At 66.7% G+C, this 23,343-nt stretch carries 22 protein-coding genes; 2 read left to right on the top strand and 20 right to left on the bottom strand.

The genetic code is table 11. The annotated features are described in order from the left end of the window. The first annotated feature begins 13 nt into the window (after nt 1-13). Nucleotides 14-1,204, top strand: coding sequence for a bifunctional 3-oxoadipate enol-lactonase/4-carboxymuconolactone decarboxylase PcaDC (pcaDC, locus tag ACIGJB_RS17515; RefSeq protein WP_483733580.1), 1,191 nt, complete (start codon nt 14-16; stop codon nt 1,202-1,204). 2 nt (nt 1,205-1,206) lie between these two features. On the opposite strand, the gene ACIGJB_RS17520 is transcribed toward pcaDC, so the two are convergent. Then, nucleotides 1,207-2,094 carry a helix-turn-helix domain-containing protein gene (locus tag ACIGJB_RS17520; protein WP_483733581.1) on the bottom strand — a complete coding sequence of 296 codons (888 nt, stop codon included), beginning with the start codon at nt 2,092-2,094 and terminating at the stop codon, nt 1,207-1,209. Between the two features lie 122 nt (nt 2,095-2,216). Here ACIGJB_RS17520 and pobA point away from each other — a divergent pair, with 122 nt between their 5' ends. After that, nucleotides 2,217-3,386 (top strand): 4-hydroxybenzoate 3-monooxygenase, encoded by a 1,170-nt coding sequence (gene pobA, locus ACIGJB_RS17525; RefSeq protein ID WP_483733582.1) that lies wholly within the window; start codon nt 2,217-2,219, stop codon nt 3,384-3,386. Here pobA and cobA read toward each other — a convergent pair. The 19 genes from cobA to ACIGJB_RS17620 form a co-directional block, all read right to left on the bottom strand. Further along, nucleotides 3,365-4,144, bottom strand: a complete 780-nt coding sequence (gene cobA / locus ACIGJB_RS17530) for a uroporphyrinogen-III C-methyltransferase (protein ID WP_483733583.1) — start codon at nt 4,142-4,144, stop codon at nt 3,365-3,367. The genes pobA and cobA overlap by 22 nt on opposite strands. Nucleotides 4,145-4,175: 31 nt before the next feature. Beyond that, nucleotides 4,176-5,684 carry a cytochrome D1 domain-containing protein gene (locus ACIGJB_RS17535; RefSeq protein WP_483733584.1) on the bottom strand — a complete coding sequence of 503 codons (1,509 nt, stop codon included), beginning with the start codon at nt 5,682-5,684 and terminating at the stop codon, nt 4,176-4,178. After that, complete coding sequence (nirJ, locus tag ACIGJB_RS17540) at nt 5,681-6,844, bottom strand: heme d1 biosynthesis radical SAM protein NirJ (RefSeq protein WP_483733585.1); 1,164 nt, start codon at nt 6,842-6,844, stop codon at nt 5,681-5,683. The genes ACIGJB_RS17535 and nirJ overlap by 4 nt, the downstream gene beginning before the upstream one ends. Before the next feature lie 9 nt (nt 6,845-6,853). After that, nucleotides 6,854-7,357 (bottom strand): siroheme decarboxylase subunit beta, encoded by a 504-nt coding sequence (gene ahbB, locus ACIGJB_RS17545; RefSeq protein ID WP_483733586.1) that lies wholly within the window; start codon nt 7,355-7,357, stop codon nt 6,854-6,856. Nucleotides 7,358-7,363: 6 nt separating this feature from the next. Further along, complete coding sequence (locus ACIGJB_RS17550; RefSeq protein ID WP_483733587.1) at nt 7,364-7,819, bottom strand: Lrp/AsnC family transcriptional regulator; 456 nt, start codon at nt 7,817-7,819, stop codon at nt 7,364-7,366. After that, a complete protein-coding gene (gene ahbB, locus ACIGJB_RS17555) occupies nt 7,816-8,799 on the bottom strand; it encodes a siroheme decarboxylase subunit beta (protein ID WP_483733588.1) in 984 nt (327 codons plus the stop codon). The genes ACIGJB_RS17550 and ahbB (ACIGJB_RS17555) overlap by 4 nt, the downstream gene beginning before the upstream one ends. A 16-nt stretch (nt 8,800-8,815) precedes the next feature. Next, nucleotides 8,816-10,057: a cytochrome D1 domain-containing protein gene (locus tag ACIGJB_RS17560; protein WP_483733589.1), complete on the bottom strand. Its 1,242-nt coding sequence runs from the start codon at nt 10,055-10,057 to the stop codon at nt 8,816-8,818. Beyond that, nucleotides 10,003-10,302 carry a c-type cytochrome gene (locus tag ACIGJB_RS17565; protein WP_483734708.1) on the bottom strand — a complete coding sequence of 100 codons (300 nt, stop codon included), beginning with the start codon at nt 10,300-10,302 and terminating at the stop codon, nt 10,003-10,005. The genes ACIGJB_RS17560 and ACIGJB_RS17565 overlap by 55 nt, the downstream gene beginning before the upstream one ends. Nucleotides 10,303-10,337: 35 nt before the next feature. Further along, nucleotides 10,338-10,643 carry a c-type cytochrome gene (locus ACIGJB_RS17570; RefSeq protein WP_483733590.1) on the bottom strand — a complete coding sequence of 102 codons (306 nt, stop codon included), beginning with the start codon at nt 10,641-10,643 and terminating at the stop codon, nt 10,338-10,340. Between the two features lie 54 nt (nt 10,644-10,697). Continuing rightward, nucleotides 10,698-12,365: a cytochrome D1 domain-containing protein gene (locus ACIGJB_RS17575; RefSeq protein ID WP_483733591.1), complete on the bottom strand. Its 1,668-nt coding sequence runs from the start codon at nt 12,363-12,365 to the stop codon at nt 10,698-10,700. A gap of 212 nt (nt 12,366-12,577) precedes the next feature. After that, nucleotides 12,578-12,961 carry a putative zinc-binding protein gene (locus ACIGJB_RS17580; protein WP_483733592.1) on the bottom strand — a complete coding sequence of 128 codons (384 nt, stop codon included), beginning with the start codon at nt 12,959-12,961 and terminating at the stop codon, nt 12,578-12,580. Nucleotides 12,962-12,986: 25 nt separating this feature from the next. Further along, complete coding sequence (gene mobB / locus ACIGJB_RS17585; protein ID WP_483733593.1) at nt 12,987-13,538, bottom strand: molybdopterin-guanine dinucleotide biosynthesis protein B; 552 nt, start codon at nt 13,536-13,538, stop codon at nt 12,987-12,989. A 5-nt stretch (nt 13,539-13,543) separates the two neighbouring features. Then, nucleotides 13,544-14,236: a carbonic anhydrase gene (locus ACIGJB_RS17590; RefSeq protein ID WP_483733594.1), complete on the bottom strand. Its 693-nt coding sequence runs from the start codon at nt 14,234-14,236 to the stop codon at nt 13,544-13,546. 37 nt (nt 14,237-14,273) lie between these two features. Beyond that, entirely contained in the window at nt 14,274-15,026 is a 753-nt protein-coding gene (locus ACIGJB_RS17595) for a peptidylprolyl isomerase (protein WP_483733595.1), read from the bottom strand. A 28-nt stretch (nt 15,027-15,054) separates the two neighbouring features. After that, nucleotides 15,055-15,738, bottom strand: coding sequence for a respiratory nitrate reductase subunit gamma (narI, locus tag ACIGJB_RS17600; RefSeq protein ID WP_483733596.1), 684 nt, complete (start codon nt 15,736-15,738; stop codon nt 15,055-15,057). A 19-nt stretch (nt 15,739-15,757) separates the two neighbouring features. Next, a complete protein-coding gene (narJ, locus tag ACIGJB_RS17605; protein WP_483733597.1) occupies nt 15,758-16,432 on the bottom strand; it encodes a nitrate reductase molybdenum cofactor assembly chaperone in 675 nt (224 codons plus the stop codon). Between the two features lie 27 nt (nt 16,433-16,459). Then, nucleotides 16,460-18,007, bottom strand: a complete 1,548-nt coding sequence (gene narH / locus ACIGJB_RS17610; RefSeq protein ID WP_483733598.1) for a nitrate reductase subunit beta — start codon at nt 18,005-18,007, stop codon at nt 16,460-16,462. 2 nt (nt 18,008-18,009) lie between these two features. After that, nucleotides 18,010-21,756, bottom strand: a complete 3,747-nt coding sequence (locus tag ACIGJB_RS17615; protein ID WP_483733599.1) for a nitrate reductase subunit alpha — start codon at nt 21,754-21,756, stop codon at nt 18,010-18,012. A 174-nt stretch (nt 21,757-21,930) separates the two neighbouring features. Next, on the bottom strand, nt 21,931-23,316 hold the full coding sequence (locus ACIGJB_RS17620; protein ID WP_483733600.1) for a NarK family nitrate/nitrite MFS transporter: 1,386 nt from the start codon (nt 23,314-23,316) through the stop codon (nt 21,931-21,933). Nucleotides 23,317-23,343 lie beyond the last annotated feature (27 nt).

Here is a 23,343-nt window from a genome sequence, read left to right on the forward strand (position 1 = left end):
CCAGGAGATCGCATTGCCCTATCTCGATCACGCCGGTGCCCGGCTCTTCTACACGGTGGATGGCCCCGACAATGCGCCGGCCATCGTTTTCTCCAATTCGCTCGGCACGGACTACACCATGTGGCAGCCGCAGGCCGATGCGCTGGCCGGACGCTTCCGCATCGTGCGCTATGACACGCGCGGCCACGGACGTTCGACCGCTCCAGGCGATGCCTTCACCATGGATCAGCTTGGCGGCGATGTGCTCGCCATTCTGGATGCCCTCGGTATCGCGCAGGCTGCGTTCTGCGGTGTGTCGATGGGCGGCCTGACCGGCATGTGGCTGGGCGTGCATGCGCCCGAACGCTTTCCAAAGATCGTGCTGGCCAACACCGCCGCGAAGATCGGCAATGCCGAAGGCTGGAACACGCGCATCGACAGCGTGCTGCGCGACGGCATGGGCATCATGGTCGAGCCGTCGATCGAGCGCTGGTTCACCCCGGAGTTTGCCGCGGCCGCCAGCCGCGCGCTGGACCCGCTGCGCGCCGTGCTGGCCGCGCTCGATCCGCGTGGCTATGCGGCCAACTGCGCCGCGGTGCGCGATGCCGATTTCCGCGAGGCTGTGCGCACGATCCCCGTGCCGGTGCTGGTGATCGCGGGCACCCATGACCCGTCCACCACGGTGCAGGAAGGCCGCGACCTGACCGCCGCGATTCCCGATGCGCACTTCGTTGCACTGCCGGCCGCACATATCTCCAACTTCGAGCAGCCGGGCCGCTTTACCGCCGCGCTGCTCGATTTCATCGTGGGCCGCCTGCCGGTCACTGACGATCACGCCCGCTATGAGGCCGGCCTGTCGGTGCGGCGCGACGTGCTCGGCAGCGCTCACGTGGACCGCTCGCTCGCGCGCCTGACGCCGGTGAACGAGGAATTCCAGAACCTGATCACGCGCTACGCGTGGGGCGAAATCTGGACCCGGGAAGGCCTGCCGCGACACACGCGCAGCCTGCTGACCATCGCGATGATGGTGGCGCTGAACCGCTCGGAAGAACTCAAACTGCACCTGCGCGCCGCGGCCAATAACGGCGTGACGCGCGACGAGATCAAGGAAGTGCTGCTGCAGACCGCCATCTACTGCGGCGTGCCGGCCGCCAACTCGGCATTCCACATGGCCGAGGAAGTTTTTGCGGCCATCGACGAGGCCAACCGCAGGCCGCAGGCCTGAAGCTATCGCGTCGCGAACGCCGGCAGCCGGGCGCGCCCCGACTGCCGGAACCCGGTCGGCGTCTGCCCGACCTGCTTCGCGAAGAAGCGCGAGAAGTAAGCCGCATCGGCAAAGCCCAGCGACAGCGCAATGTGCTTGACCTCCAGGTCGCTGAACAGCAGGTCGCGCTGCGCCTGTGCCAGCACCCGGGCATGGATCATCTGCAGCGCCGACTGCCCCGCCTTCTGCCTGCAGATCCGGTTGAGCTGCGTGGCCGTAATGCCGATGTCATCAGCGTAGTCGCCAATCTCCCTCTGTTCTCGATAGCCGGACTCCAGCAATTGCTGGAACTGCTGGAAATGCCGCGCCGGCCGGCTGTTGCTGCGCGCGGCGGCCGGCGCCGAGCCATCGGCCAGCCGCGCAATGCCGATCAGCACCACGGTCAGCAGCGCTGACAGTGCGGCCCCACGCCACGCGGACACGCTTTCCATCTCGCTCCGGAATATCGCCAGCGCATCGGCCAGGGCGCCGTCGCGCCGCACCCGTTCGTGGAGCGGCCGCTCGAACAGCGCCAGGGTATCGGGCACGCCGGCCAGCAGCGTGCGCAGGTGGCTGTCCGTCATGGTCACGACGATGCCATCGGTATCTGAACGGAACACGAAGCCATGAATGTGCTGCGGCGGCACCATGACCAGCGAGCCGCTGCGCAGCGCCTCGCGCCGCTCTTCCAGCAAGGCTTCCCCGCCACCCGCATGGACGTACAGAATTTGCAGGAAGCGCTCATGCCGGTGCGGCTGGATCTCCCAGCCGTGCAGCTTGCTGCGCTGCGCAATCGACTCGAAATGCAGCTGGTCCAGCAGCGGCTCAGACGAACCGGCGCCGTATAGCGAATAGGTGGGAACGGGCTTCACGACGGATCCGTGTTTACCAGCAATGTTCGGATTGTCCTGTTCTTGGTTCGGTCTGTCCATTCCGGAATGCCTGCCCGGCCGCTATCTTTCCTCCATCAGAACAACGCATACGGAGACAAGCCATGCGCACCCAGGTCGCCATCATCGGCGCCGGCCCCGCCGGTCTTTTACTCGGGCAGTTGCTTGCGCGCTCGGGCATCGACAACGTCATCGTGGAGCAGCGCAGTCCGGACTACGTGCTGGGCCGCATCCGCGCCGGCATCCTGGAAAGCGTGACGGTCGATGCACTGGAGCGCGCGGGCGTCGCCGCACGCCTGCATGAAGAAGGCTTGCCGCACAATGGCATCGAGCTGTCGTTCAACGGCGAGCGCCATCGCATCGACCTGCACGCGCTGACCGGGCGCAGGGTCACGGTGTACGGCCAGACCGAAGTCACGCGCGACCTGATGGCCGCGCGGCAGGCAGAGGGCACGACGACGATCTATGAGGCAGCCAACGTCAGCCTGCACGGCTTCGACGGCACGCGGCCGCTGGTGCGCTATCGCAAGGATGGCGCCACGCACGAGATCGAGTGCGACTACATCGCGGGCTGCGACGGCTTCCACGGCGTGAGCCGGCAGAGCGTGCCGGCCGCGTCGACAAAGCTGTTCGAGCGCGTCTATCCGTTTGGCTGGCTCGGCATCCTGTCGGACACGCCGCCGGTCGCCGATGAACTGATCTACGCCAGCCACGAGCGGGGCTTTGCGCTGTGCAGCATGCGTTCGAAGGCGCGCAGCCGCTACTACGTGCAGGTGCCGTCGACCGAGCGCGCCGAAGACTGGTCCGACGCGCGCTTCTGGGAGGAACTGCGCAGCCGCCTGGACCCGCAAGCCGCTGAATCGCTCGTGACCGGCCCTTCGATCGAGAAGAGCATTGCGCCGCTGCGCAGTTTTGTGTGCGAGCCGCTGCGCTTCGGTCGCCTGTTCCTGGCCGGCGACGCCGCGCATATCGTGCCGCCGACCGGCGCCAAGGGCCTGAACCTCGCCGCGAGCGACGTGCTGTATTTGTCCGATGCGCTGGCCGCGCGCTATCGGCGGGATGATCCGCGTGAACTCGACGGCTATTCGGAGAAGTGCCTGCGCCGCATCTGGAAGGCGGAGCGCTTCTCGTGGTGGATGACATCGCTGTTGCACCGCTTCCCGGATGCCGACGCGTTCTCGTCGCGCATCCAGCAGGCCGAACTCGATTTCCTGGTCGGCTCCGAAGCAGCGCGCAAGGCGCTGGCCGAGAACTACGTCGGATTGCCGTACTGAGGCGCTGGCGCCTCGGGTAGGGGCGCGAGGCCCTGCGCATCGGCCAGCACCGCGCCGATCATGATCACCGCGGGGCTGGCCAACCGCTCATCGAGCGCCTGGCCGAGCGTGGCAAGCGTGCCAGTCCAGCACTGTTGCCCGGTTCCGCCGGCATGCATGACCACGGCGGCGGGCATGTCGGGGCGCATGTCCGCAGCAAGCAGCGCATCGCGGATCGCCGCCAGCCGGCTCATGCCCATGTAGATCACCAGCGTGGTGCCGCTAGCGGCCAATGCGCGCCAGTCGGGGCTGCCGTGGTCGCTGGTATGCGCGGTGACGAAGCTCACGCCGTGGCAATGCGCGCGATGCGTCAGCGCCACGCCCAGCGCCTGTGCAGCCGCCTGTCCGCTGCTGATGCCGTTGACGACCTCGACCGGCACGCCATGCGCGCGCAGGAATGCCGATTCCTCGCCGCCGCGCCCGAACATCAGCGGATCGCCGCCCTTGATGCGCGCGACTTCCTTGCCTGCCAGCGCGTGCATCAGCGTGAGCTGCTGGATGCGTTCCTGGCTGACCGAGCAGCGCCCGCCGCGCTTGCCGACCCATTCGACATGCGTGCCGGGACTGGCATGGCACGCCATTTCCGGCGACACCAGGTCATCGACCAGCCAGACCTGCGCTTGCGCGAGCACGCGCGCCGCGCGCACGGTGATCAGGTCCGGGCTGCCGGGGCCGACGCCGACCAGCCATACCTTGCCGGGCTTGAGGGGGAGGTTCATCACGAGTCCTTTCTTTGCGCAGGGCTACCGCCTAATGGCTGGTGCCGGACGAGCGCGTGGTCTTGTTGAACACGTTGTACTTGCCGATAGGCTTGTTCATGGGCAGGCGCTTGACTTCGCGCAGCGTGCGCGCGTCGTACACCACGATGGCGCCATCGCGCTCCATCAGGCTGACCAGCGCGTAGCGGCCGTCGCGCGTGAACTCCACATGCGCGGCCGTGCGGCCCGGGCTCGGCGTGACGCTGGCCACCACGACGAGCGTCTGCTTGTCGATCAGCTGCAGCGTGTCGCGCTTCGGGCTCATCATCGCATCGGCCCATGCGTAGGGCGTGTTCTCGTGGCTGCGCAGGAAGAAGCCCGGGCCGTTGGTCGGCACCGTGGCGATGGTCTGCCAGCTTTGCATGTCGATCACGCTGATGCGGCCCTGCTTGAGGTTGGGCGAGGCCATGACCTCATGGCCGTCGCGCATCCACGTGATGCCGCTGCCCAGATGCGGCATGCCGGACAAGGCCAGGTCCCCGACCTTGCGGCCGAGCTTGAGATCGACCACCTGTCCGCCGCCATCGCGCGATGCGCCGAGGATGTGCTGGTATGACTGGTCGAAGTAGAAGTCGTCGAGCACGTCTTCCAGCGCGATCCTCCTGGGCTCCGGAGTCGTGCTGTTTGCCATGCCGGCATACGGGATCTCCCAGACTTCGGGAATGTCCTTGAGCGCCACGATGAAGCTGTGTCGCGGTGCCGCATCGTAGACGGCGGATACGCGCGAGCCCTGACCGTCGCGCCCCCGCACGTCGATCACCTTCGCCATCGACAGGTCATCGGCGCGCAGCAGCACCAGCGTCTGCGGCAGGGTGTTGCCGGCCAGCACCCACTTGCCATCGTCGCTGACCGCCACGTTGCGCGTGTTCAGGCCGACGCGGATTTCCGCCGTGAACGTCAGGTTCCAGAGGTCGTACTTGCTGACCCAGCCGTCGCGGCTCGCCATGAAGACATAGCGGCCATCCTGGCTGAACTTCGGGCCGCCATGCAGCGCAAAGCGCGTGCGGAAGCGGTGGATCGGCTCCAGGCGATCACCGTCGAGCACGCTGATATGGTGGCTGCCGGCCTCGACGACCAGAAAGAGGTTGGCGGGATCGGCGCGAAAGACGGGCTTGGCGGGGAGGCTGCCCGATGCGTGAGTCACGATATGGCTGCCGCGAATCTCCGCGTCGGTCCACCTCGGCAAGGTTGCCGGGGTGGTGCGCAGCCAGTCCGCCAGGCCAGCCAGCTGGGCGTCGTCGAGTTCGCCTGCGAAGCCTTGCATCTGCGTTGCCGGCCGGCCTTCGCGCAGTACGGCGACCAGCTCGGCGGGACGCAGCCGCTCCAGGCTCTCGGGCAACAGCGCGGGGCCCATTGCGCCAAGGCGGTCAGCGCCATGGCAGGCGGCGCAATGCTGGCGATACAGCGTGGCCGGGCCGGCCACGTCCTCGGCGCCGTAGGCCGCTGTCTGGAACAGGGCAGCCAGCAGGGCCGACGCAAGCCATCGCGATAGCCGGTTCATGCAGCCACCTCCGCGCCAAGCGGACAGGCAAGCTCCTCATCGGTCAGGTAGCAACCGGGGTCCGCGGCCCATGGGTTTCCGGTGATCGCCGCCGCGCGCACACGCGTATTGCCGTTGCAGATGCCAACCTGCGCGCAGGCCGCGCAGCGTCCCTGCAGCGGTCGCGGCGACGCGGCCAGGCCCGCCATCAGCGGATCGCTGCGGTCGGTCCAGATGTCGCCGAACGTGCGCTCGCGCACATTGCCGAGCGTGACGTGCCACCACATCGTGTCGGGATGAACGTTGCCGAGATTGTCGATATTGGCGACGCCGACACCCGTCGCATTGCCGCCCCAGTTGATCAGCCGGGCGCGCATGTCGGCCAGCCGGTGCGGCTCGCGCCGCGCGATCCAGTGCAGCAGGTAGACGCCGTCGGCATCGTTGTTGCCGGTGACGAAGTCACCCGCGTGGCCTTGCCGCGCGCGTTCCCACACGTGGTCGAAGAGCCAGTCGAGCGCGGTACGCGTGGCGGCATGCCGCGCGTCGTCGGCGCGGTGGCTGCGTCCGCGCCCCGCGTAGTTGAAGTGGGACAGGTAGAACTTGTCGATGCCTTCGCTTTCGGCCAGTGCCACCAGGGCAGGCAATTCGCTCGCGTTCTGCTCCGTCAGCGTCATGCGCACCCCCACGCGCAGCCCTGCATTGCGCGCCGTGCGCAGGCCGCCGAGCGCCTGCTGGAACGCATCGTCGCAGCGGCGGAAGCGGTCATGCGTGGCCGGCAGGCCGTCGAGGCTGACGCCGACATAGTCGAAGCCGCAGGCGGCCAGCCGCGCGGCGTGGCCGGCATTGAGCAGCGTTCCGTTCGATGACAGGGACAGGTGGAAGCCCAGCTCGCGTGCCCGGGCCCCGATGGTGTATAGGTCCGGGCGCAGCAGTGGCTCGCCGCCGGACAGGATCAGGGCCGGTACGCGTACAGCCTTGAGTTGATCCAGTACGTCCAGCGCTTCGGCCGTACTTAGTTCGCCTTTGAAGTCGGTGTCGGCCGAGGTCGAATAGCAGTGCTTGCAGTTGAGGTTGCAGCGCCGGATCAGGTTCCAGATAACGACCGGGCCGGCCGGCTTGCGCGACGCGGGCACTGGGCCGCCATCGCGCAGCGCTTCCATGAATCGGGACAGGCGGAACATGCTGACTCCCTATAACTCTGTATTGGCCGGCGGCAGCCGCAGGCCGGTTTTCTTGAGAATGCGCGTGGACCACAGTACGTCGTGGGCGCGGCAGGCGGTGCCGAGCACGGCGCCAATCCGGGCCACCAGCGGCATGGCTTCCTCGCGCGTATGGGCATGCACCATGGCGAACAGGTTGTATGGCCATCGCGGCAGCCGACGCGGACGGCGGTAGCAATGGCTGACGAAAGGCAGCGTGCCGATCCGTTCGCCGAGCACGTCGATGCATGCGTCATCCACGTCCCAGACCGTCATGCCGTTGGCATGCCAGCCCAGCGCATAGTGGTTGGGCACGGCCGCGATGCGGCGCAGCGCGCCGCTCGCCTGCATGGCGCCAAGGCGCGCAATGACTTCGTCCTCAGTGATGCCAAGTTGGCCAGCTACAGCGGCATAGGGCGCGTTGACGAGCGGCAGGCCGTCCTGCGTGGCGCGGATCAGTGCGAGATCGATGGCATCGTGGGCAGGCAGCGTCATGGCAGTTCAGGCCGGCAGGTAGAGGTTGACGAAGTACTCGCGCTCTTTCGGGAACGGCAGGATCTCCACGCCCGCATCGTGGCTGATGCGTTGCAGCGCGGGCTCCACGTCTTCCGGGCGGCGCACCGCCAGCACGAACCACAGGTTCAGGTAGTGCGTGCGCGCATAGTTGTGCGCGACCTCGGGGTGGGCGTTGATGGCGGCGATCACGGCTTCCAGCCGGTCATCCGGCGCATGGCATGCGCAAAGCACGAAGCGGCCGCCGGCACGTTCGATCTGGAACAGAGGGCCGAAGCGCGTCAGCACGCCGGCGTCCAGCAGGGCCCGCAGGCGTGCGAGCAAGGTTGTCTCGTCGATGTCCAGGGCCAGCGCCGCATCGGCATAAGGCCGGGGCGTCAAGGCAAGGCCGCGCTGCAGCCTGTTGATGATGCGGCGGTCGAGCGCATCGGGGACGAAGCTCATGAGGGCTCCTGTTGCAGCGCATAGCGCGTGTTGCGCTGCTTGTAGCAGTGCGTGCCGACCAGTACCGCGCTGCGCATCTGCGCCAGTCCGACCTGTTCTTCGACATGCCCGAGCGTGGTCCGCATGGTCTGCGCGTCGCGTGCGTGGATCATGGCGAACAGGTTGTAGGGCCACTCCGGCAGGCTGCGTGCGCGGCGGTAGCACAGCGTTACGCCGGGCATGCGAGCCAGCCGGAGGCCGAGCGCATCGGCACGGCTTTCCGGCACGTCCCAGACGCACATGGCGTTGTGCCGGTAGCCGAAGCGCCCATGATGCAGGACCACGCCGAGCCTGCGGATGACGCCGCTTTCGCTCCACTGCGCCAGCCGTTCGAGGATGCGGTCGAGCGGAATGCGCGAACGCAGGGCCAGCGTGTGGAACGGCTGCGGCGCGAGCGGCAGCCCCGCTTCCAGTTCGGCGATCAGGCGCCAGTCGTCGGCATCGGGCTGGACCGGCGCAGGCGCCTTCACGGCGCGGCGCGGACGGCGCGCACGGCCTTCCCGTAGCGAAAAGCCGAGGTCGATGTGGTACTCGCGCTCCATCGGCAGATCGAGCGGCGTCAGGCCGGTTTTCTCGGCGATGTCCGCCAGCACGCCATCGAGCGCGTAGCGATCTCGTGCGCCCGCCACGAACCACAGGTTGTGGCGATGTCCTCTGCGCGCGTAGTTGTGGCTGACCGCGCTGCAGGTGCTGACGCACGCGGCGACGCGGTCGAGCTGTGCCGGTTCCACCGCCAGCGCGCCAAGCGTGCTGACGCCGATGACATTGGGCGCGAACACCGCGCCGATGCGGCTGATGCGCCCGGCGCCAAGGTCCCGCGCGAGCAGGCTCAGCAGGTCGTGTTCGCACAATCCGAGTTCACCAGCCAGCTTGCGGTACGGGCGCGGGTGCAGCGGCAGGTCGCGCTGGAGCCGGTCATAGAGCAGGGCTTCGTCGTACATGGCGATCCTGTGCGGGTTACATGCCGAAGCGCTGGGCGCGCACGGTAAAGAAGATGCCGCTTGGGTTGTCGGCGGGCAGCGTGGCCAGGCGCGCGAAGGTGGTGGTGTCGTAGACCTCCACGCGGTTGTCGTCGCGGCAGGACAGCCACACGGCTTCTCCCTTGGGCGTGAATTCCATGTGCAGCACGCCGCGGCACGGGCGCATGGTGCGCACCACCTGCCGCGTCGCCGTGTCGATGATCTGCACGGTGTCGTTGTGCGGGAACGCAAAGTTGACCCAGACCTGGCGGCCATCGGGCCGCGCCATGACAAAGACCGGCTGGCCGGCCAGCCCGACCCGCGCGGCTTCGCTCCAGCCGCGTGCCGGGTCGGCGACCAGGACCTCGTGCCGTCCTATCGCCGGCAGCCATGCCATGCCTTGCGCCATGGCCCAGCCGCGCAGGTGCGGCATCTTGTAGACCGGCAGCGGCGCGGTGCCGCGTCCATAGCCGGAGAGAACGCGCTGCGCCGTGGGCGGGGACTGCCACAGGTCCACCAGCGACAGCCCGTCTTCACCGAACAGGCCAGCCAGGTACCAGCGGCCATCCGGCGTGACCAGGCCGTCGTACGGCTCGCGGCCCGCGCGCAGGCGCGTGACTTGCGGCTGGCGCGGGTCGTTGACGTCGATGATCCAGATCTCGCCTGATTCGAACAGGCTGGCTGCCAGCCGTCGCCCTGGCAGGTCGGCCAGGCCCACGACCTTGGAGTGCTTGCCGTCCGCGCCAATGGCAGGAATGTCGGCAAGCGGTTCCAGGGTTGCCGCGTCGAACAGCCGGATGCCACCAGGCGCATAGTTCTGCGCGGCGATCACGCGACCATCCTGCGTGATGGCGCCGCCGATGCTGTTGCCCGCCTGCATGACGCGGTTTGTCACGCGCGCCTGCAGCAGGTCCACGCGCGACAAGCCGCCATCGCGCCCGAAGACATAGGCGAAACGGCCGTCGCGCGAGAACACCACGCTGGCGTGCGACAGGTCGCCCAGGCCATCCACAGTCGCGAGTTGCGTCATGCCAGTGCTTTCAACCACCTGCATGCGTCCGGCGGCGCGTTCGATGATGACGCCGAGATCGCCGGTGCCGCGTAGCGGCGTCGCGCAGCCTGCGGCGAGCGCGGCGGCCAGGAAACCTGGCAGAAGGCGCTCAAGTGCCTGCCTGGCAGTGCGGGCTACCTGCCTGAAACGGCCGGCGCTTGTCCGGCCTGCAATCGTTCGATCAGCCATAAGGCTTCGTCCTGCGTCATGAAAGGTTGCCAGGGCGGCATGGCGGTGCCGGGCCGGCCCTGCAGCACGGTGGCCACCAGGCCCTCGCGTGGCTTGCCCGCGAGCGCATCGGCGGTCAGCGGCGTGCCGAGCCCACCCTGCAGCGTCATGCCATGGCACGCGCCGCAGTCGTCGCGCAGCAGCCGCTCAAGTTCCGCGCGCCGCGCCGGCGCCGGCTCCGCTGCGACGGCCACCGTGGCGGCCATCAGCATGGCAAGCGCGACGCTGCGCGCGATGGCGCCTAAAGCGTCAGCACCCATTTGGCGAGCTTGTCTGCTTCGGCGTCGGTCACCTGGTTGGCGGGCATGGGCACAGGCCCCCATTTGCCGCTGCTGCCTTTGAGGATCGAGCCGGCAAGCTGCGCGGGAGCGTCCTTGCCGCCCTTGTACTTTGCGGCCACGTCCTTGAAGGCCGGACCGATGAGCTTCTTGTCTACGCTATGGCACGCCATGCAGGCCTTGCTGGCGGCAAGTTCGGCGTTAGCGTGGGCCATTGCGGGCAGCAGCACGCACGCGGCGGCCGCGATGAGGATTCGGATGGATTGCATTGTCTGGCTCCGGAGGCGGCGCGGAAGGTTTTGCCTTGCGCGCCGCACGCACGATCAGTAGATGTCGTGCTGGGTGTTGTACGCGTTGAACTTGCCGGTCGGCGTGATCAGGCGCGGATCCCTGATGACGGTCTTCAGCTTGCGCGTCTTGTCGTCGACCACCACGAGCGCCGACTCGCCGTCCTTGGTGCCCCAGATGGAGAACCACACTTCATCGCCGGCCTTGTTGTACTCGGCCTGCACCACGCGCTTGGCGCCTTCGCCCTTCAGGTTGGCCCACTCGGCTACCGGCAGCACCTGGAAGCCCGCGTCGAGATTGCGCGTATCGAACACGGCCACCGACTGGTTGAGCTTGGCATCGGGGTTCAGCGGCGTATCGACCCACAGGTTGGACGACTTCGGATGCGTCTTGATGAAGAGCGAACCACCGCCCTGGCCCTTGACCGTCCGCACCACCTTCCACGCCTGCGCCTTGTGGGCGACCGGGTCGGTGCCGATCAGGCTGATGGTCTCGTCGCCGAGATGGCTCGTGGCCCACACCGGCCCGAACTTCGGATGCACGAAGTTGGCACCGCGTCCCGGGTGCGGAGTCTTGCCCACGTCGATCAGCGCGGCGAGCTTGTCCTCCTTGGTGTCGACCACCGCGATCTTGTTCGATGCATTGGCCGCCACCAGGAAGTACCGGCCCGTGGCATCGAAGCCGCCGTCATGCAGGAACTTGGCGGAGTCGATCGTGGTGGTCTTCAGGTTGTTCAGGTCGGCGTAGTTGACCATCAGGATCTTGCCGGTCTCCTTGGCGCTGATCACGAACTCGGGATGGAAGTGGCTGGCGACGATCGACGCCACGCGTGGCTCGGGGTGGTACTCGTTGTCCACCGTCATGCCGCGCGTCGACACGACCTTGAGCGGCTTGAGCGTGTCGCCTTCCATGATCACGTACTGCGGCGGCCAGTAGGAGCCCGCCACGGCGTACTTGTCCTCGTAGCCCTTGTACTTCGACGTCTCCACCGAACGGGCTTCCAGGCCGATCTTGACCTCGGCGACGATGTCGGGTTTGGGCAGCCAGAGGTCGATCAGGTCCAGGCGCGCATCGCGGCCGATCACGTACAGGTAGCGGCCCGAAGCGGACATGCGCGAGATGTGCACCGCATATCCCGTCTTCACGATGTTGATGATCTTCTTGCTGTCGCCATCGATCAGCGCCACTTCGCCGGCGTCGCGCAGCGTCACCGAGAACAGGTTGTCCAGGTTGTACTGGTTCATCTTGCGCGTCGGACGCTTGGCCACGGGCATGATGTCCTTGCGGCTTTTCTCCATGTCCGCCAGCGAGAACTCCGGCGGCGTCGGCGGATCGAGCTGGATATAGCGAGCCATCAGGTCGACCTCGGTATCGGACAGGTCGCCCGATGTGCCCCAGTTCGGCATGCCGGCGGGGCTGCCGTACTTGATGAAGGTCTTCAGGTATTCACTGCCACGTGCGCGTGTGATGTCCGGCGTGAGCGGCTTGCCGGTGGCGCCCTTGCGCAGCACGCCGTGGCAGCCGGCGCAGCGTTCGAAGTAGATCTGCCGGGCATGGTCGAATTCGGCAGGGGTCAGGGTGGGTGCCGACGCGGTCGGCGGCGTGGCAGGCGCCGCTGCCGTTGTGTCCGCGCTGGCGTGGCTCAGCCAGAGGGATAACGGCAAGGCCGCGAGCGCGGTGAACCTCCAGGATTTCGCTTTCATAAGTGCTGCTCTTCAGCGGTTGGGGAAAGCCGTTGTGCCGGTTTGTTGTGAGGCTTGCTGCACCGGCTGTCAGGGAGATCATCGTGAAGATTGCGCAGTACCGGGTTGACTGTCGTCAACGAGGAAGAGCGCTGCGGCCTATAGCCATACTGTCCTTGGGGTTGCTGTCGCGCGCGTCGTCGCTATCGGCGCTTCATGCAGCCATGCATTCGCTAAATGGCGGCGGAAATTTCTGCGAGCGCTTGCTCGACAATCTCCCACGTGGCGCGCTCTTCGGCTTCGGTGCATTCGCCATGCTGCCGCTTGGTGGCACCGAGCCGGTTCAGTACGAGATGCCTGGCGGGCACGACATCGACGCCGGCAAGGCAAGCCTTCACGCATGCGAGCGGACAGCCATCCAATGCGAGGATCGGACGGCCGGAGCGCGCCACGCGCGTCAGGGCAGGGACACCGCCGCCCACGCCGCTGATGCAGGACATCTCCGCGCGGCCGCTGCGGTCCAGGCGGATGGCGAAGGCATTGGCGAGCTGCGCGACGCTGGAGCAGCCCGAGCAGGCATAGACCAGCGGCAGGCTGGCCGGTGTGGAGTGGGACATGGCGAGGTCGATCGGGATGGCAACGTCAGGCGGCAACTCTGGCAAGCTGCTGCGCGTGGCGCGGCTCTCGCCGGACGCTGCGGCTTGCGCGCAGCGCGAGGATGTACAGCACCACCGCCGTGGGATCATTCAGCGGCAGGCAAGGCAGCGTGGCATCGGTGGGTGCATCGGTGGCCAGCGCGATGATGGACGGGTCGCGCGGATAGTACGGCTCGCGGCCATGCGCGGGACGAAAGACTTCGATGCGTGGGATCGCATCGCCGCGGAAGCCTTCGACCAGCGTCAGGTCGGCGGGCGACAGGCGCGCGATCTGTTCGGCCAGCGTTGGCTCTTGCTCGCCATGCAGTTCGCGCACGATGGCATAGCGATAGGGCGAGGCCACCATGACCTCGTTGGCGCCCGCCGCGCGAAAGCGCGCGCTGTCCTTGGTGGGCGGCTCCAGTTCGAGCGGATGGTGGCTGTGCTTGACCACGTTGACGCTCAGGCCGTGAGAACGGAACCAGGGCAGCATGGCGGTGATGAGCGTGGTCTTGCCGCTGCCCGATGAGCCGGCAATGCCGATAACGAATCCTTGCATGATCCTTAGTTCTTCGCAGGTGAGTTTTCGCGCCCGAGCGGGCAGACGAGGGGCAGGAAGCCGTCGGCCCGCTGCGAGTACGCGAGCAGGGCGCCGGCCTCCAGGTCGAAGTACCAGCCATGCAGCGTGAGCTGGCCGCATTCCAGCTCGCGCCGCACGAATGGAAAGGTCTCCAGGTTGCGCAGCGACACCAGGATGGCGGCCTGCTCGCAGGCGCGCTGGCGTTGCGCAGCGCTGGCACCGGCCAGGGTCTCGTCGACGTGCCGGCGGGCGGCGCCGGCAATCCGTACCCACGGGCCGATGAAGTCCTTGCCGGCCGGTGTGTCGTCGTTCCCGGCGTCGGCCGGCTGCGCCAGCAAGGCGCGGATGCCGCCGCAGCCGGCATGGCCCATTACGATGATGCGGGCCACGCGCAGCTGCTCGACGGCAAACTGGATCGCGGCGGATACCCCGTGCAGGCTGCCTTCCTGGCTACCTGTGCACGGTGGCACAAGGTTGCCGATATTGCGCACGGTGAACAGTTCACCGGGGTCGCATCCCAGCAGCAGGGCGGGGTCGACGCGTGAATCGCTGCAGCCGATCAGAAGAGTCGGCGGACGTTGCCCGTCGCGCAGCGTGTCGAACAGCTCGGGCTTGTCCTCGAAGTAATGCTGCTGGAAGCGCTCGAAGCCTTTCAGCAGACGTTCAATCTCGTGCATGCCAGCGGGCTCCCGGAAATAATGGCGCCAGATGGCGCTACTGGACCAACGGACTGTCGGCGCCGTCGAGTTCGATGCCGGTGATGCTCGCGCGGCCGATCAGCAGGCTGGCGTACTGCTTCCAGGCGCGGTCGCGGGCGGCATCCGACAGCGCACGCGCAATGTCCGCGCGCACCATGTCGAATGGCAGGCGCGTGCCGTCGCAGCGGTCAAGCACGCGGACGATATGCAGGCCGAACCGCGATTCCACGAGCTGCGGCAACAACCCCTGCGCCTGCGCGGCGAAGACCGCGCGTTCGAACTCCGGTGCCGTCTCGCCGCGGAACACACGGCCCAGGCGACCGCCGCCGGCGCCGCTCGGGCAGTTGGACAAGGCGCTGGCGTGGCTGGCAAAGGTCGACGGATCGCCCTTGATCAGCGCGAGCGTCTGCTGCGCGATCTCGCGCAGTGCGTCGAGCGGCACGCGCGGTGTGACCTGGAACAGGATGTGCTCGAGCTCGACCCATTCGCCTTCGCGGAAGCGGTCGGGGCGGCTGTCGTAGTGGCGGCGGCAGCTGCTCTCGTCGGGGGCGGGCACGGGTGCCTCCTGCATCAGCAGGGCCTGCGCGACGGCGTCGTCGTCCATGTCGCCGCGGGCGATGCCGAGGCGTTCGGCCTCGGTGCGCATCAGGCGGCGCAGGATGGCGGATACCGTTGCCATGTGCGCCGGATTGCGCGCATCGTGGTGGTGGTCCAATTCGCGTTCGATATCGGCGTCGGTCAGTTCTACGCCGTTGACGGTGACTGGCATGGTGTTCTCCGGTTTCGATGCGCGCGGCTCAGCGGCTGCGCACGAGTTGCCAGGCGCGGCCGAGGTAGCCCACCGAGGCGAAGCCGCTCCAGACGTGGACCAGCCGCGTGAACGGGAAGATCACGAACAGCGACATCCCCATGAACAGGTGCGCCTTGAACAGCAGCGGAGCATCGGCCACGAAGCTCGCGGCGTCGCCGCGCAGCGTGACGATGTGCTGGGCCCACGTCATCAGCAGCACCATCATGTGCCCGTCCATATGGCTGGCGGATTCGAAGATGGTGGACAGGCCCAGCAGCAGCGTGACCAGCAGCCACAGCAGCAGCACCTTGTCGCCGGCGCGGGTCACGACCGAGACGCGCGCATTGGTCAGGCGGCGATGCAGCAGGATCAGCAGGCCGGCCAGGCACATGGTGCCCATCACGCCGCCGGCGGTCATGGCCACGGCCTGCTTGAGCCCGTGCGAGACGCCCAGCGTGTCCCACACCGCGACCGGCGTGAGCAAGCCGACCAGGTGCCCGAAGAACAGGCCGAGGATGCCGACGTGGAACAGGATGTTGCCCGTGCGCAGATTGCCGCGGTAGAGCACCTGGGAACTGTCGGTCTTCCACGTGTACTGCTCGCGCTCGAAGCGCGCCAGGCTGCCGAACAGGAAGATGGCCAGCGCGATGTACGGGTAGATGCCGAAGAGGAATTGATGGATCAGGTTCATGGTCGTCACCTTGGCGTTCTCAGCAAACGGAGGCCACCGGCGCGCGCTGCGCGGTGCCACGCGGGTAGAACTTCACGGCGTGCAGGCCGGTTGCGGGGCCGAGCAGCGGCTCGACGCCATCGGCGCCGGGGCCGAAGGTTTCGAGCGCTTCATCCATGTCGCGCACGGGCGGTTCCTGCTGGGGTTCGGGCTGTACGTCGGTCAGCGTGCGCAGCACGGTGAAGACGCCGCCATACGGGCTTTCGTTGCGCACGAGCCGGTCGCCCACGGCGGCCAGCACATGGATGGCATCGCCAAGCAGTTGCTCGGCGCGTGCTTCCTTGTTGTCCGCGACGAGTGCGCCCAGGTATTCGAGGAACAGCGGCACGTAGTCCGGCAGTTCCGACGCGGTCGGCTCGAAGCCGTCGCGCCGGTATTCCTCGATCAGGTCGACCATGGCCTGGCCACGGTCGCGGCTCTCGCCGTGGACGTGCTCGAACAGGTGCAGCGAATGCGCCGGATTGCGGTCGAACGTGGCGACATAGTTTTCCTGCAGCGCGATCAGTGTTTCGCCGCGCAACATGTGCATCAACGGCGCGAGCATCTCGTGCGCCTGCGGCCATTCGGCCAGAGCCTGGTCGATCTCGGGCAGGCTTTCGAGCAAGGCCTCCTCGGGGTAGCAGAGCAGTGCGCTAAGGATTGGGTAGAGGGGCATGTGGGTTCTCCTGTCTGTTCAGCCGGTTCAGCCGGCGAAGGCCTTGCGCGAACGCGGCAGGGCGGCATAGGCGATGGCCGGCTTCGGCTTCTTGCCGAACAGCGTGCCTTCCGATGTGCCGCCGGAGCAGCCGTTGCCGAAGGTGAAACCGCAGCTGGCCTTGTCGCTGAAGCTGTCCTCGACCATTTCCTTATGCGACGACGGGATGACGAAGCGGTCTTCATAGTTGGCGATGGCCATGGTCTGGTACATGTCCTCGACCTGCGCCGGCGTCAGCCCGACCTGCTCCAGCACGGCCAGGTCCTGTTCGCCGTCGACGACCTGCGAGCGCTTGTACGCGCGCATCGCCAGCATGCGGTCGAGTGCGGACAGCACCGGCATGACGTCGCCCGCGGTCAGCAGGTTGGCCAGGTACTTCACCGGGATGCGCAGGCTCTTCACGTCCGGGATCATGCCGTTCATTCCCATGTGGCCCGCCTCGGCGGCGGACTGGATCGGCGACAGCGGCGGGATGTACCAGACCATCGGCAGCGTGCGGTACTCGGGGTGCAGCGGGAAGGCGACCTTCCATTCGCACGCCATCTTGTACACCGGCGACTTGCGCGCGGCATCGAGCCAGCTCTGCGGAATGCCCTGGCGGCGCGCCTCGGCCTGCACGGTCGGGTCGTGCGGGTCCAGGAACACGTCGAGCTGCGACTGGTACAGGTCGCGCTCGTCGGCCACCGATGCCGCTTGCTCGATACGGTCCGCGTCATAGAGCATCACGCCCAGGTAGCGGATGCGGCCGACGCAGGTTTCCGAGCACACCGTGGGCTGGCCGGCCTCGATGCGCGGATAGCAGAACAGGCACTTCTCGGCCTTGCCGCTCTGCCAGTTGAAGTAGATCTTCTTGTACGGGCAGCCCGAGATGCACATGCGCCAGCCGCGGCACTTGTCCTGGTCGACCAGCACGATGCCATCGTCCTCGCGCTTGTAGATCGAGCCCGACGGGCACGATGCCACGCAGGTCGGGTTCAGGCAGTGCTCGCACAGGCGCGGCAGGTACATCATGAAGGTGTTCTCGAAGGTCGAGTACATCTCCTTTTGTACGTCGTCGAACAGCTTGTCGCGGCCACGCGAGGCGAATTCGCCGCCGAGGTCGTCTTCCCAGTTCGGACCCCATTCGATCTTTTCCATCTTGCGGCCGGTCAGCACGGACACCGGGCGCGCGGTCGGCGGGGTCTGCACCAGCGGTGCCTTCTGCAGGTGCTCGTAGTCGTAGGTGAACGGCTCGTAGTAGTCGTCGATCTGCGGCAGGTTCGGGTTGGCGAACAGGTTCGCCAGGATCTTCAGCTTGCCGCCCTGGCGCGGCTCCAGCGTGCCGTTGGCATTGCGCTTCCAGCCGCCTTGCCATTTGTCCTGGTTCTCCCATTCTTTCGGGTAGCCGATGCCGGGCTTGGTTTCGACATTGTTGAACCAGGCGTACTCGATGCCGTCACGGCTGGTCCACACGTTCTTGCAGGTAACGGAGCAGGTATGGCAGCCGATGCACTTGTCGAGGTTCAGCACCATGGCTACCTGGGCACGGATCTTCATTCTCAGGCTCCTTCCTTTTCACTCAACTTCGCGTTCTTTTCCACGAGCGGCCCTTCCAGCCAGTCGACCTTCTTCATCTTGCGCAGGATCACGAACTCGTCGCGGTTGCTGCCCACGGTGCCGTAGTAGTTGAAGCCGTAGGCGAGTTGCGCGTAGCCGCCGATCATGTGCGTGGGCTTGGTGACCGCACGCGTGACCGAGTTATGGATGCCGCCGCGCATGCGGCTGGTTTCGGCGCCCGGCACGTTCACGATCTTCTCCTGGGCGTGGTACATCAAACACATGCCTTGCGGCACGCGCTGCGACACCACCACGCGCGCGGTCAGCGTGCCGTTGACGTTGAACACCTCGACCCAGTCGTTGTCGCGGATGCCGTTGGCCTTGGCCTCGACTTCCGAAATCCACACGTGCGGGCCGCCGCGCGACAGCGTCAGCATGCGCAGGTTGTCCGAGTAGGTGGAGTGGATGCCCCACTTCTGGTGCGGCGTGATCCAGTTCAGCACCAGCTCGGGGTTGCCGTTCGGCTTCTTGCCGAGCATCGGGCTGACCGTCTTGGTATCGATGGCCGGCTTGTACACGGCCGAGCCTTCGCCGAAGTCGAGCATCCAGCGATGGTCCTGCCAGAACTGCTGGCGGCCGGTCAGCGTGCGCCATGGAATCAGTTCGTGCACGTTGGTGTAGCCGGCGTTGTAGCTGACTTCTTCCGACTCCAGTCCCGACCACGTCGGCGCGGAGATGATCTTGCGCGGCTGGGCCTGCACGTCGCGGAAGCGGATCTTGTCGTGCTCGCGGCCTTCGGCCAGGTGGGTGTGGTCGCGGCCGGTGATCTTGGACAGCGCGTCCCAGGCCTTCACGGCGACATGGCCGTTGGTCTCGGGCGCAAAGGTCAGGATCATCTCGGCGGCGTCGATCGCGGTTTCCAGCTTCGGGCGGCCGTGGCTGACGCCATGGTCGGCCACGGTCTTGCTGAGTTCGCCGATTTCCTTGACCTCGTGCTTCGTATCCCAGTTGATGCCCTTGCCGCCATTGCCCATCTTGTCGAGCAGCGGGCCGATCGAGGTGAACTTCTTGTAGATGTCGGCGTAGTTGCGCTCGACCACGACCATCGACGGCGCGGTCTTGCCCGGGATCAGGTCGCACTCGCCATGCTTCCAGTCCTTCGGCTCGAACGGCTGGCCGAGTTCGCCCGGGGTGTCATGGAGCAGCGGCGTGCAGACGAGATCCTTGCGCGTGCCGAGGTAAGGGCCGGCGATCTCGCTGAACTTCTTCGCGATCGCCTTGTAGATTTCCCAGTCAGTCTTGCTTTCCCACAGCGGCTGCACGGCTTCGGACAGTGGGTGGATAAACGGGTGCATGTCCGACGTGTTGAGGTCGTCCTTCTCGTACCACGTGGCCGTGGGCAGCACGATGTCGCCGTACAGGCAGGTGGTGCTCATGCGGAAGTCGAGCACGGTCAGCAGGTCGAGCTTGCCTTCGGCGGCCGGGCGCACCTTGACCTCGCTCGGCTTGATCGCATCGTCCTCGTCGCCGAACACGGCGTTCTGCGTGCCGAGCAGGTACTTCAGGAAGTACTCATGTCCCTTGCCCGAGCTGCCCAGGATGTTCGAACGCCAGACGAACATATTGCGCGGGAAGTTGGCGGGGTTGTCGGGATCGTCGCAGGCGAACTCCAGCTTGCCCGACTTCAGTTGCTCGACGGTGTAGGCGACTGGATCCTTGCCGGCGCGCTCGGCCGCGTCGACGACGTCGAGCGGGTTGGAGCCGAGCTGCGGCGCGGACGGCAGCCAGCCCATGCGTTCGGACTTGGCGTTCAGATCCAGCAGCGTCATCTTGCAGTACTTGTTCTTGTCGGCGGTCGGCGACAGGATCTCGTCCACGCCAAGCTTCTCGTGGCGCCACTGGCTGGTGTGGTTGTAGAAGAACGAGGTGCCGTTCATCTGGCGCGGCGGGCGCGACCAGTCCAGGCCGAAGGCCAGTGGCGCCCAGCCGAACTGCGGACGCAGCTTTTCCTGGCCGACGTAGTGTGCCCAGCCGCCGCCGCTCTTGCCGATACAGCCGCACATCATCAGCAGGTTGATGATGCCGCGGTAAATCATGTCGTTGTGGTACCAGTGGTTCAGCGCCGCGCCGACGATGACCATGCTCTTGCCCTGGGTGCGGTCCGCGTTGTCGGCGAACTCGCGCGCGACCTGGATCACCAGCTTCGGCGGCACCGAGGTGTGCTTCTCTTGCCAGGCCGGGGTGTAGGGCACGTCGTCGTCATAGGACGTGGCCACGTTCGGGCCGCCCAGGCCCTGGTCGACGCCGTAGTTGGCGAGCTGCAGGTCATACACCGTGGCGACCAGCGCGGTGGTGCCGTCGGCCAGCGTCACGCGGCGAGCCGGCACGCGGCGGCGCAGCAGCGCGTCATGTTCGCCGCCGAAATAGGCGAAGCCGACTTCGGCCACTTCATCGTGGCTGCCCAGCAGCGACAGGCGCGGATCGATATTGCGGCTGCTGCCGCCGTCCTTCATTTCCAGGTTCCAGCGGCCGACCTTCTCGCCGCCGTTGTGCGCGCCCTCGCCCCAGCGGAAGCCGATGGAGCCGTTGGGCGCGACGATGTCGCCGGTCATGTCGTCGACCACCAGGGTCTTCCAGTCCGGATGGTTGGCTTCGCCGAGGTTGTCGGCCAGGTGCGAGGCGCGCAGGAAGTGGTCGGGGACCAGCGCGCCGTCGTTGTCGCGCAGCAGCACCAGCATCGGCATGTCGGTGTACTGCTTGATGTAGTCGCGGAAGTACGCCGACTTGCGGCTGACGTGGAATTCCTTGAGCACGACGTGGCCCATCGCCATGGCCAGCGCGGCATCGGTGCCTTGCTTCGGGGCCAGCCAGATGTCGCCGAACTTGACCATCTCGCCGAAGTCGGACGACACGGCCACGGTCTTGGTGCCCTTGTAGCGCACCTCGGTGTAGAAGTGGGCGTCCGGGGTGCGCGTCTGCGGCACGTTGGAACCCCACACCATCAGGTAGGTCGAGTTGTACCAGTCGGCCGACTCCGGCACGTCGGTCTGCTCGCCCCAGATTTGCGGGCTGGCCGGCGGCAGGTCGCAGTACCAGTCGTAGAACGACAGGCAGGCGCCCCCGATCAGGCTCAGGTAGCGCGCGCCCGCGGCGTAGGACACCATCGACATGGCGGGAATCGGCGAGAAGCCGACCACGCGGTCGGGTCCGAACTTCTTGACGGTGAAGGCATTGGCGGCCGCGATGATCTCGGTCGCGGTGTTCCAGTCGGCGCGCACGAAGCCGCCCAGGCCACGCACGCTCTTGTAGCGCTCGGCCTTCTCGGGGTTCTGGCTGATCGATTCCCACGCGGAGATCGGGTCCATGGTCTTGCGGGCCTCGCGCCACATTTCCATCAGGCGGCCGCGGATCATCGGGTACTTCACGCGCTGGGCGGAATAGACGTACCAGCTGTAGGAGGCGCCGCGCGGGCAGCCGCGCGGCTCATGGTTGGGCAGGTCGGGACGGGTGCGCGGGTAATCGGTCTGCTGGGTTTCCCAGGTGATCAGGCCGTTCTTCACATACACCTTCCACGAGCAGGAGCCCGTGCAATTCACGCCGTGTGTGGAGCGCACGATCTTGTCGTGCTGCCAGCGGCTGCGGTAGCCGTCTTCCCACTTGCGGTCCTCGTTCACTACCGCGCCGTGCCCGTCCGAATACGTGGACTTGACGCGCGACATGAACTTCAGTCGATCCAGAAAGTGACTCATCTCTTGTTCTCCGCGAATGCTAGCTGCTGGCGGCACGCGGCCGTTGCAGGGACACTCGTAGCTTATGGGGAGTGAATGTGCGCGCCAATTCGCTGGTGGAACAGGCCGCGCGGTGCGTTCGGGCTAGTCGGCAGGGGCCGGTCTAGTTCGGTCGAACTAGGCCGGCCGGCAGCCTCAGCAGGGCATGGCAGCGTTGCGGCGCGCGTAGCACCACCACGTCACGAGCACGCAACTCACGTAGAAGGCGATAAAGCAATACAGCGCGGCGTCGGCCGAGCCGGTCAGCTCCAGCGAGGTGCCGAAGCTCTTGGGGATGAAGAAGCCGCCGTAGGCACCGATTGCGCCGGAGAAACCGAGCACGGCAGCCGATTCCTTGCCGGCTTCCTGCAGCGCCTGGCGTTGCACGATGTCGCCCTTGCCGGCTGCGGCGCGCTGGCGCTCCGTGAGGAAGATCACCGGGATCATGCGGAAGGTCGAGCCGTTGCCGATGCCGGTCAGCGCGAACAGCGCGACGAAGGCCGCCAGGAAGGCAGGGAAGCTGCCCGTTGCGCCGTCATGCGGCAAGGCGGCCAGCACGCCGAACACGGCGATGATCATGCCGATGAAGGTCCACAGCGTCACGCGCGCGCCGCCGAGCTTGTCGGAGATCCAGCCGCCCACAGGACGCGTGAGTGCGCCGACCAGCGGCCCCAGGAAGGCATAAGCCGTGGGATTCACGCCCGGGAACTGCGACTTGGTCAGCAGCGCCAGGCCGGCCGAGAAGCCGATGAACGAGCCGAACGTGCCCACGTACAGCCAGCACATCAGCCAGTTGTGCTTGCGCTTGAAGATGATGGCCTGGTCGGCGAAGGAAGCCTTGGCGTCGGCGATGTCATGCATGCCGAACCACGCGGCCAGCGACGACACCACGATGAACGGCACCCAGATAAAGCCCGCGTTCTGCAGCCACAGGCTCTTGGTGACGTCGCCAGCCTGGTATTGCTGGGCATCGCCGCCGAGCGTGCCGAACACGGCCAGCGATACCACCAGCGGCGTGACGAACTGCACCACCGACACGCCGAGGTTGCCGATGCCGGCGTTCAGCCCGGTGGCCAGGCCCTTCTTCGCCTTCGGGAAGAAGAAGCTGATGTTGGCCATCGACGAGCTGAAGTTGGCGCCGCCGAAGCCGCACAGCAGCGCGAGCGCGAGCAGCGTCGGGTAGCTGGTGGTCGGGTCGCGCAGCGCGAAGCCCATGCCGAGCGCCGGGATCAGCAGCAGCGCGGTGGAGATGGCAGTGAAGCGGCGCCCGCCGAACACCGGCACGAGGAACGAGTAGAAGATGCGCAGCGTGGCACCGGACAGCGCGGGCAGCGCGGTCAGCCAGAACAGCTGGTTCTTGGTGAACTGGAAGCCGGCGCGGTCGAGGTTGACGGCAACCACGCTCCACAGCATCCAGATCACGAAGGCCAGCATCAGTGCGGGGATCGAGATCCACAGGTTGCGGTAGGCGATGCGTTCGCCCGTGTTTTGCCAGAACGCCGCGTTCTCGGGCTCCCAGCGCGTTAGTACAGAGGTGGACATGACAGTGTGCTTGAGTGGAAAGAGGGA

It is taken from the genome of Cupriavidus sp. C2SS-8b, assembly GCF_057073745.1.

Bases quoted from the DNA above. Each gene is read 5' to 3' on its own strand.
- ACIGJB_RS17590 (WP_483733594.1), bottom strand. From the start codon at position 14,236: ATGCACGAGATTGAACGTCTGCTGAAAGGCTTCGAGCGCTTCCAGCAG.
- ACIGJB_RS17535 (WP_483733584.1), bottom strand. From the start codon at position 5,684: ATGAACCGGCTATCGCGATGGCTTGCGTCGGCCCTGCTGGCTGCCCTG.
- ACIGJB_RS17560 (WP_483733589.1), bottom strand. From the start codon at position 10,057: ATGGCTGATCGAACGATTGCAGGCCGGACAAGCGCCGGCCGTTTCAGG.
- ahbB (WP_483733586.1), bottom strand. From the start codon at position 7,357: ATGACGCTGCCTGCCCACGATGCCATCGATCTCGCACTGATCCGCGCC.
- ACIGJB_RS17550 (WP_483733587.1), bottom strand. From the start codon at position 7,819: ATGAGCTTCGTCCCCGATGCGCTCGACCGCCGCATCATCAACAGGCTG.
- pobA (WP_483733582.1), top strand. From the start codon at position 2,217: ATGCGCACCCAGGTCGCCATCATCGGCGCCGGCCCCGCCGGTCTTTTA.
- nirJ (WP_483733585.1), bottom strand. From the start codon at position 6,844: ATGTTCCGCCTGTCCCGATTCATGGAAGCGCTGCGCGATGGCGGCCCA.
- mobB (WP_483733593.1), bottom strand. From the start codon at position 13,538: ATGCAAGGATTCGTTATCGGCATTGCCGGCTCATCGGGCAGCGGCAAG.
- narH (WP_483733598.1), bottom strand. From the start codon at position 18,007: ATGAAGATCCGTGCCCAGGTAGCCATGGTGCTGAACCTCGACAAGTGC.
- ACIGJB_RS17575 (WP_483733591.1), bottom strand. From the start codon at position 12,365: ATGAAAGCGAAATCCTGGAGGTTCACCGCGCTCGCGGCCTTGCCGTTA.
- ahbB (WP_483733588.1), bottom strand. From the start codon at position 8,799: ATGTACGACGAAGCCCTGCTCTATGACCGGCTCCAGCGCGACCTGCCG.
- narJ (WP_483733597.1), bottom strand. From the start codon at position 16,432: ATGCCCCTCTACCCAATCCTTAGCGCACTGCTCTGCTACCCCGAGGAG.
- ACIGJB_RS17570 (WP_483733590.1), bottom strand. From the start codon at position 10,643: ATGCAATCCATCCGAATCCTCATCGCGGCCGCCGCGTGCGTGCTGCTG.
- narI (WP_483733596.1), bottom strand. From the start codon at position 15,738: ATGAACCTGATCCATCAATTCCTCTTCGGCATCTACCCGTACATCGCG.
- ACIGJB_RS17595 (WP_483733595.1), bottom strand. From the start codon at position 15,026: ATGCCAGTCACCGTCAACGGCGTAGAACTGACCGACGCCGATATCGAA.
- cobA (WP_483733583.1), bottom strand. From the start codon at position 4,144: ATGAACCTCCCCCTCAAGCCCGGCAAGGTATGGCTGGTCGGCGTCGGC.
- ACIGJB_RS17615 (WP_483733599.1), bottom strand. From the start codon at position 21,756: ATGAGTCACTTTCTGGATCGACTGAAGTTCATGTCGCGCGTCAAGTCC.
- ACIGJB_RS17580 (WP_483733592.1), bottom strand. From the start codon at position 12,961: ATGTCCCACTCCACACCGGCCAGCCTGCCGCTGGTCTATGCCTGCTCG.
- ACIGJB_RS17565 (WP_483734708.1), bottom strand. From the start codon at position 10,302: ATGGCCGCCACGGTGGCCGTCGCAGCGGAGCCGGCGCCGGCGCGGCGC.
- ACIGJB_RS17620 (WP_483733600.1), bottom strand. From the start codon at position 23,316: ATGTCCACCTCTGTACTAACGCGCTGGGAGCCCGAGAACGCGGCGTTC.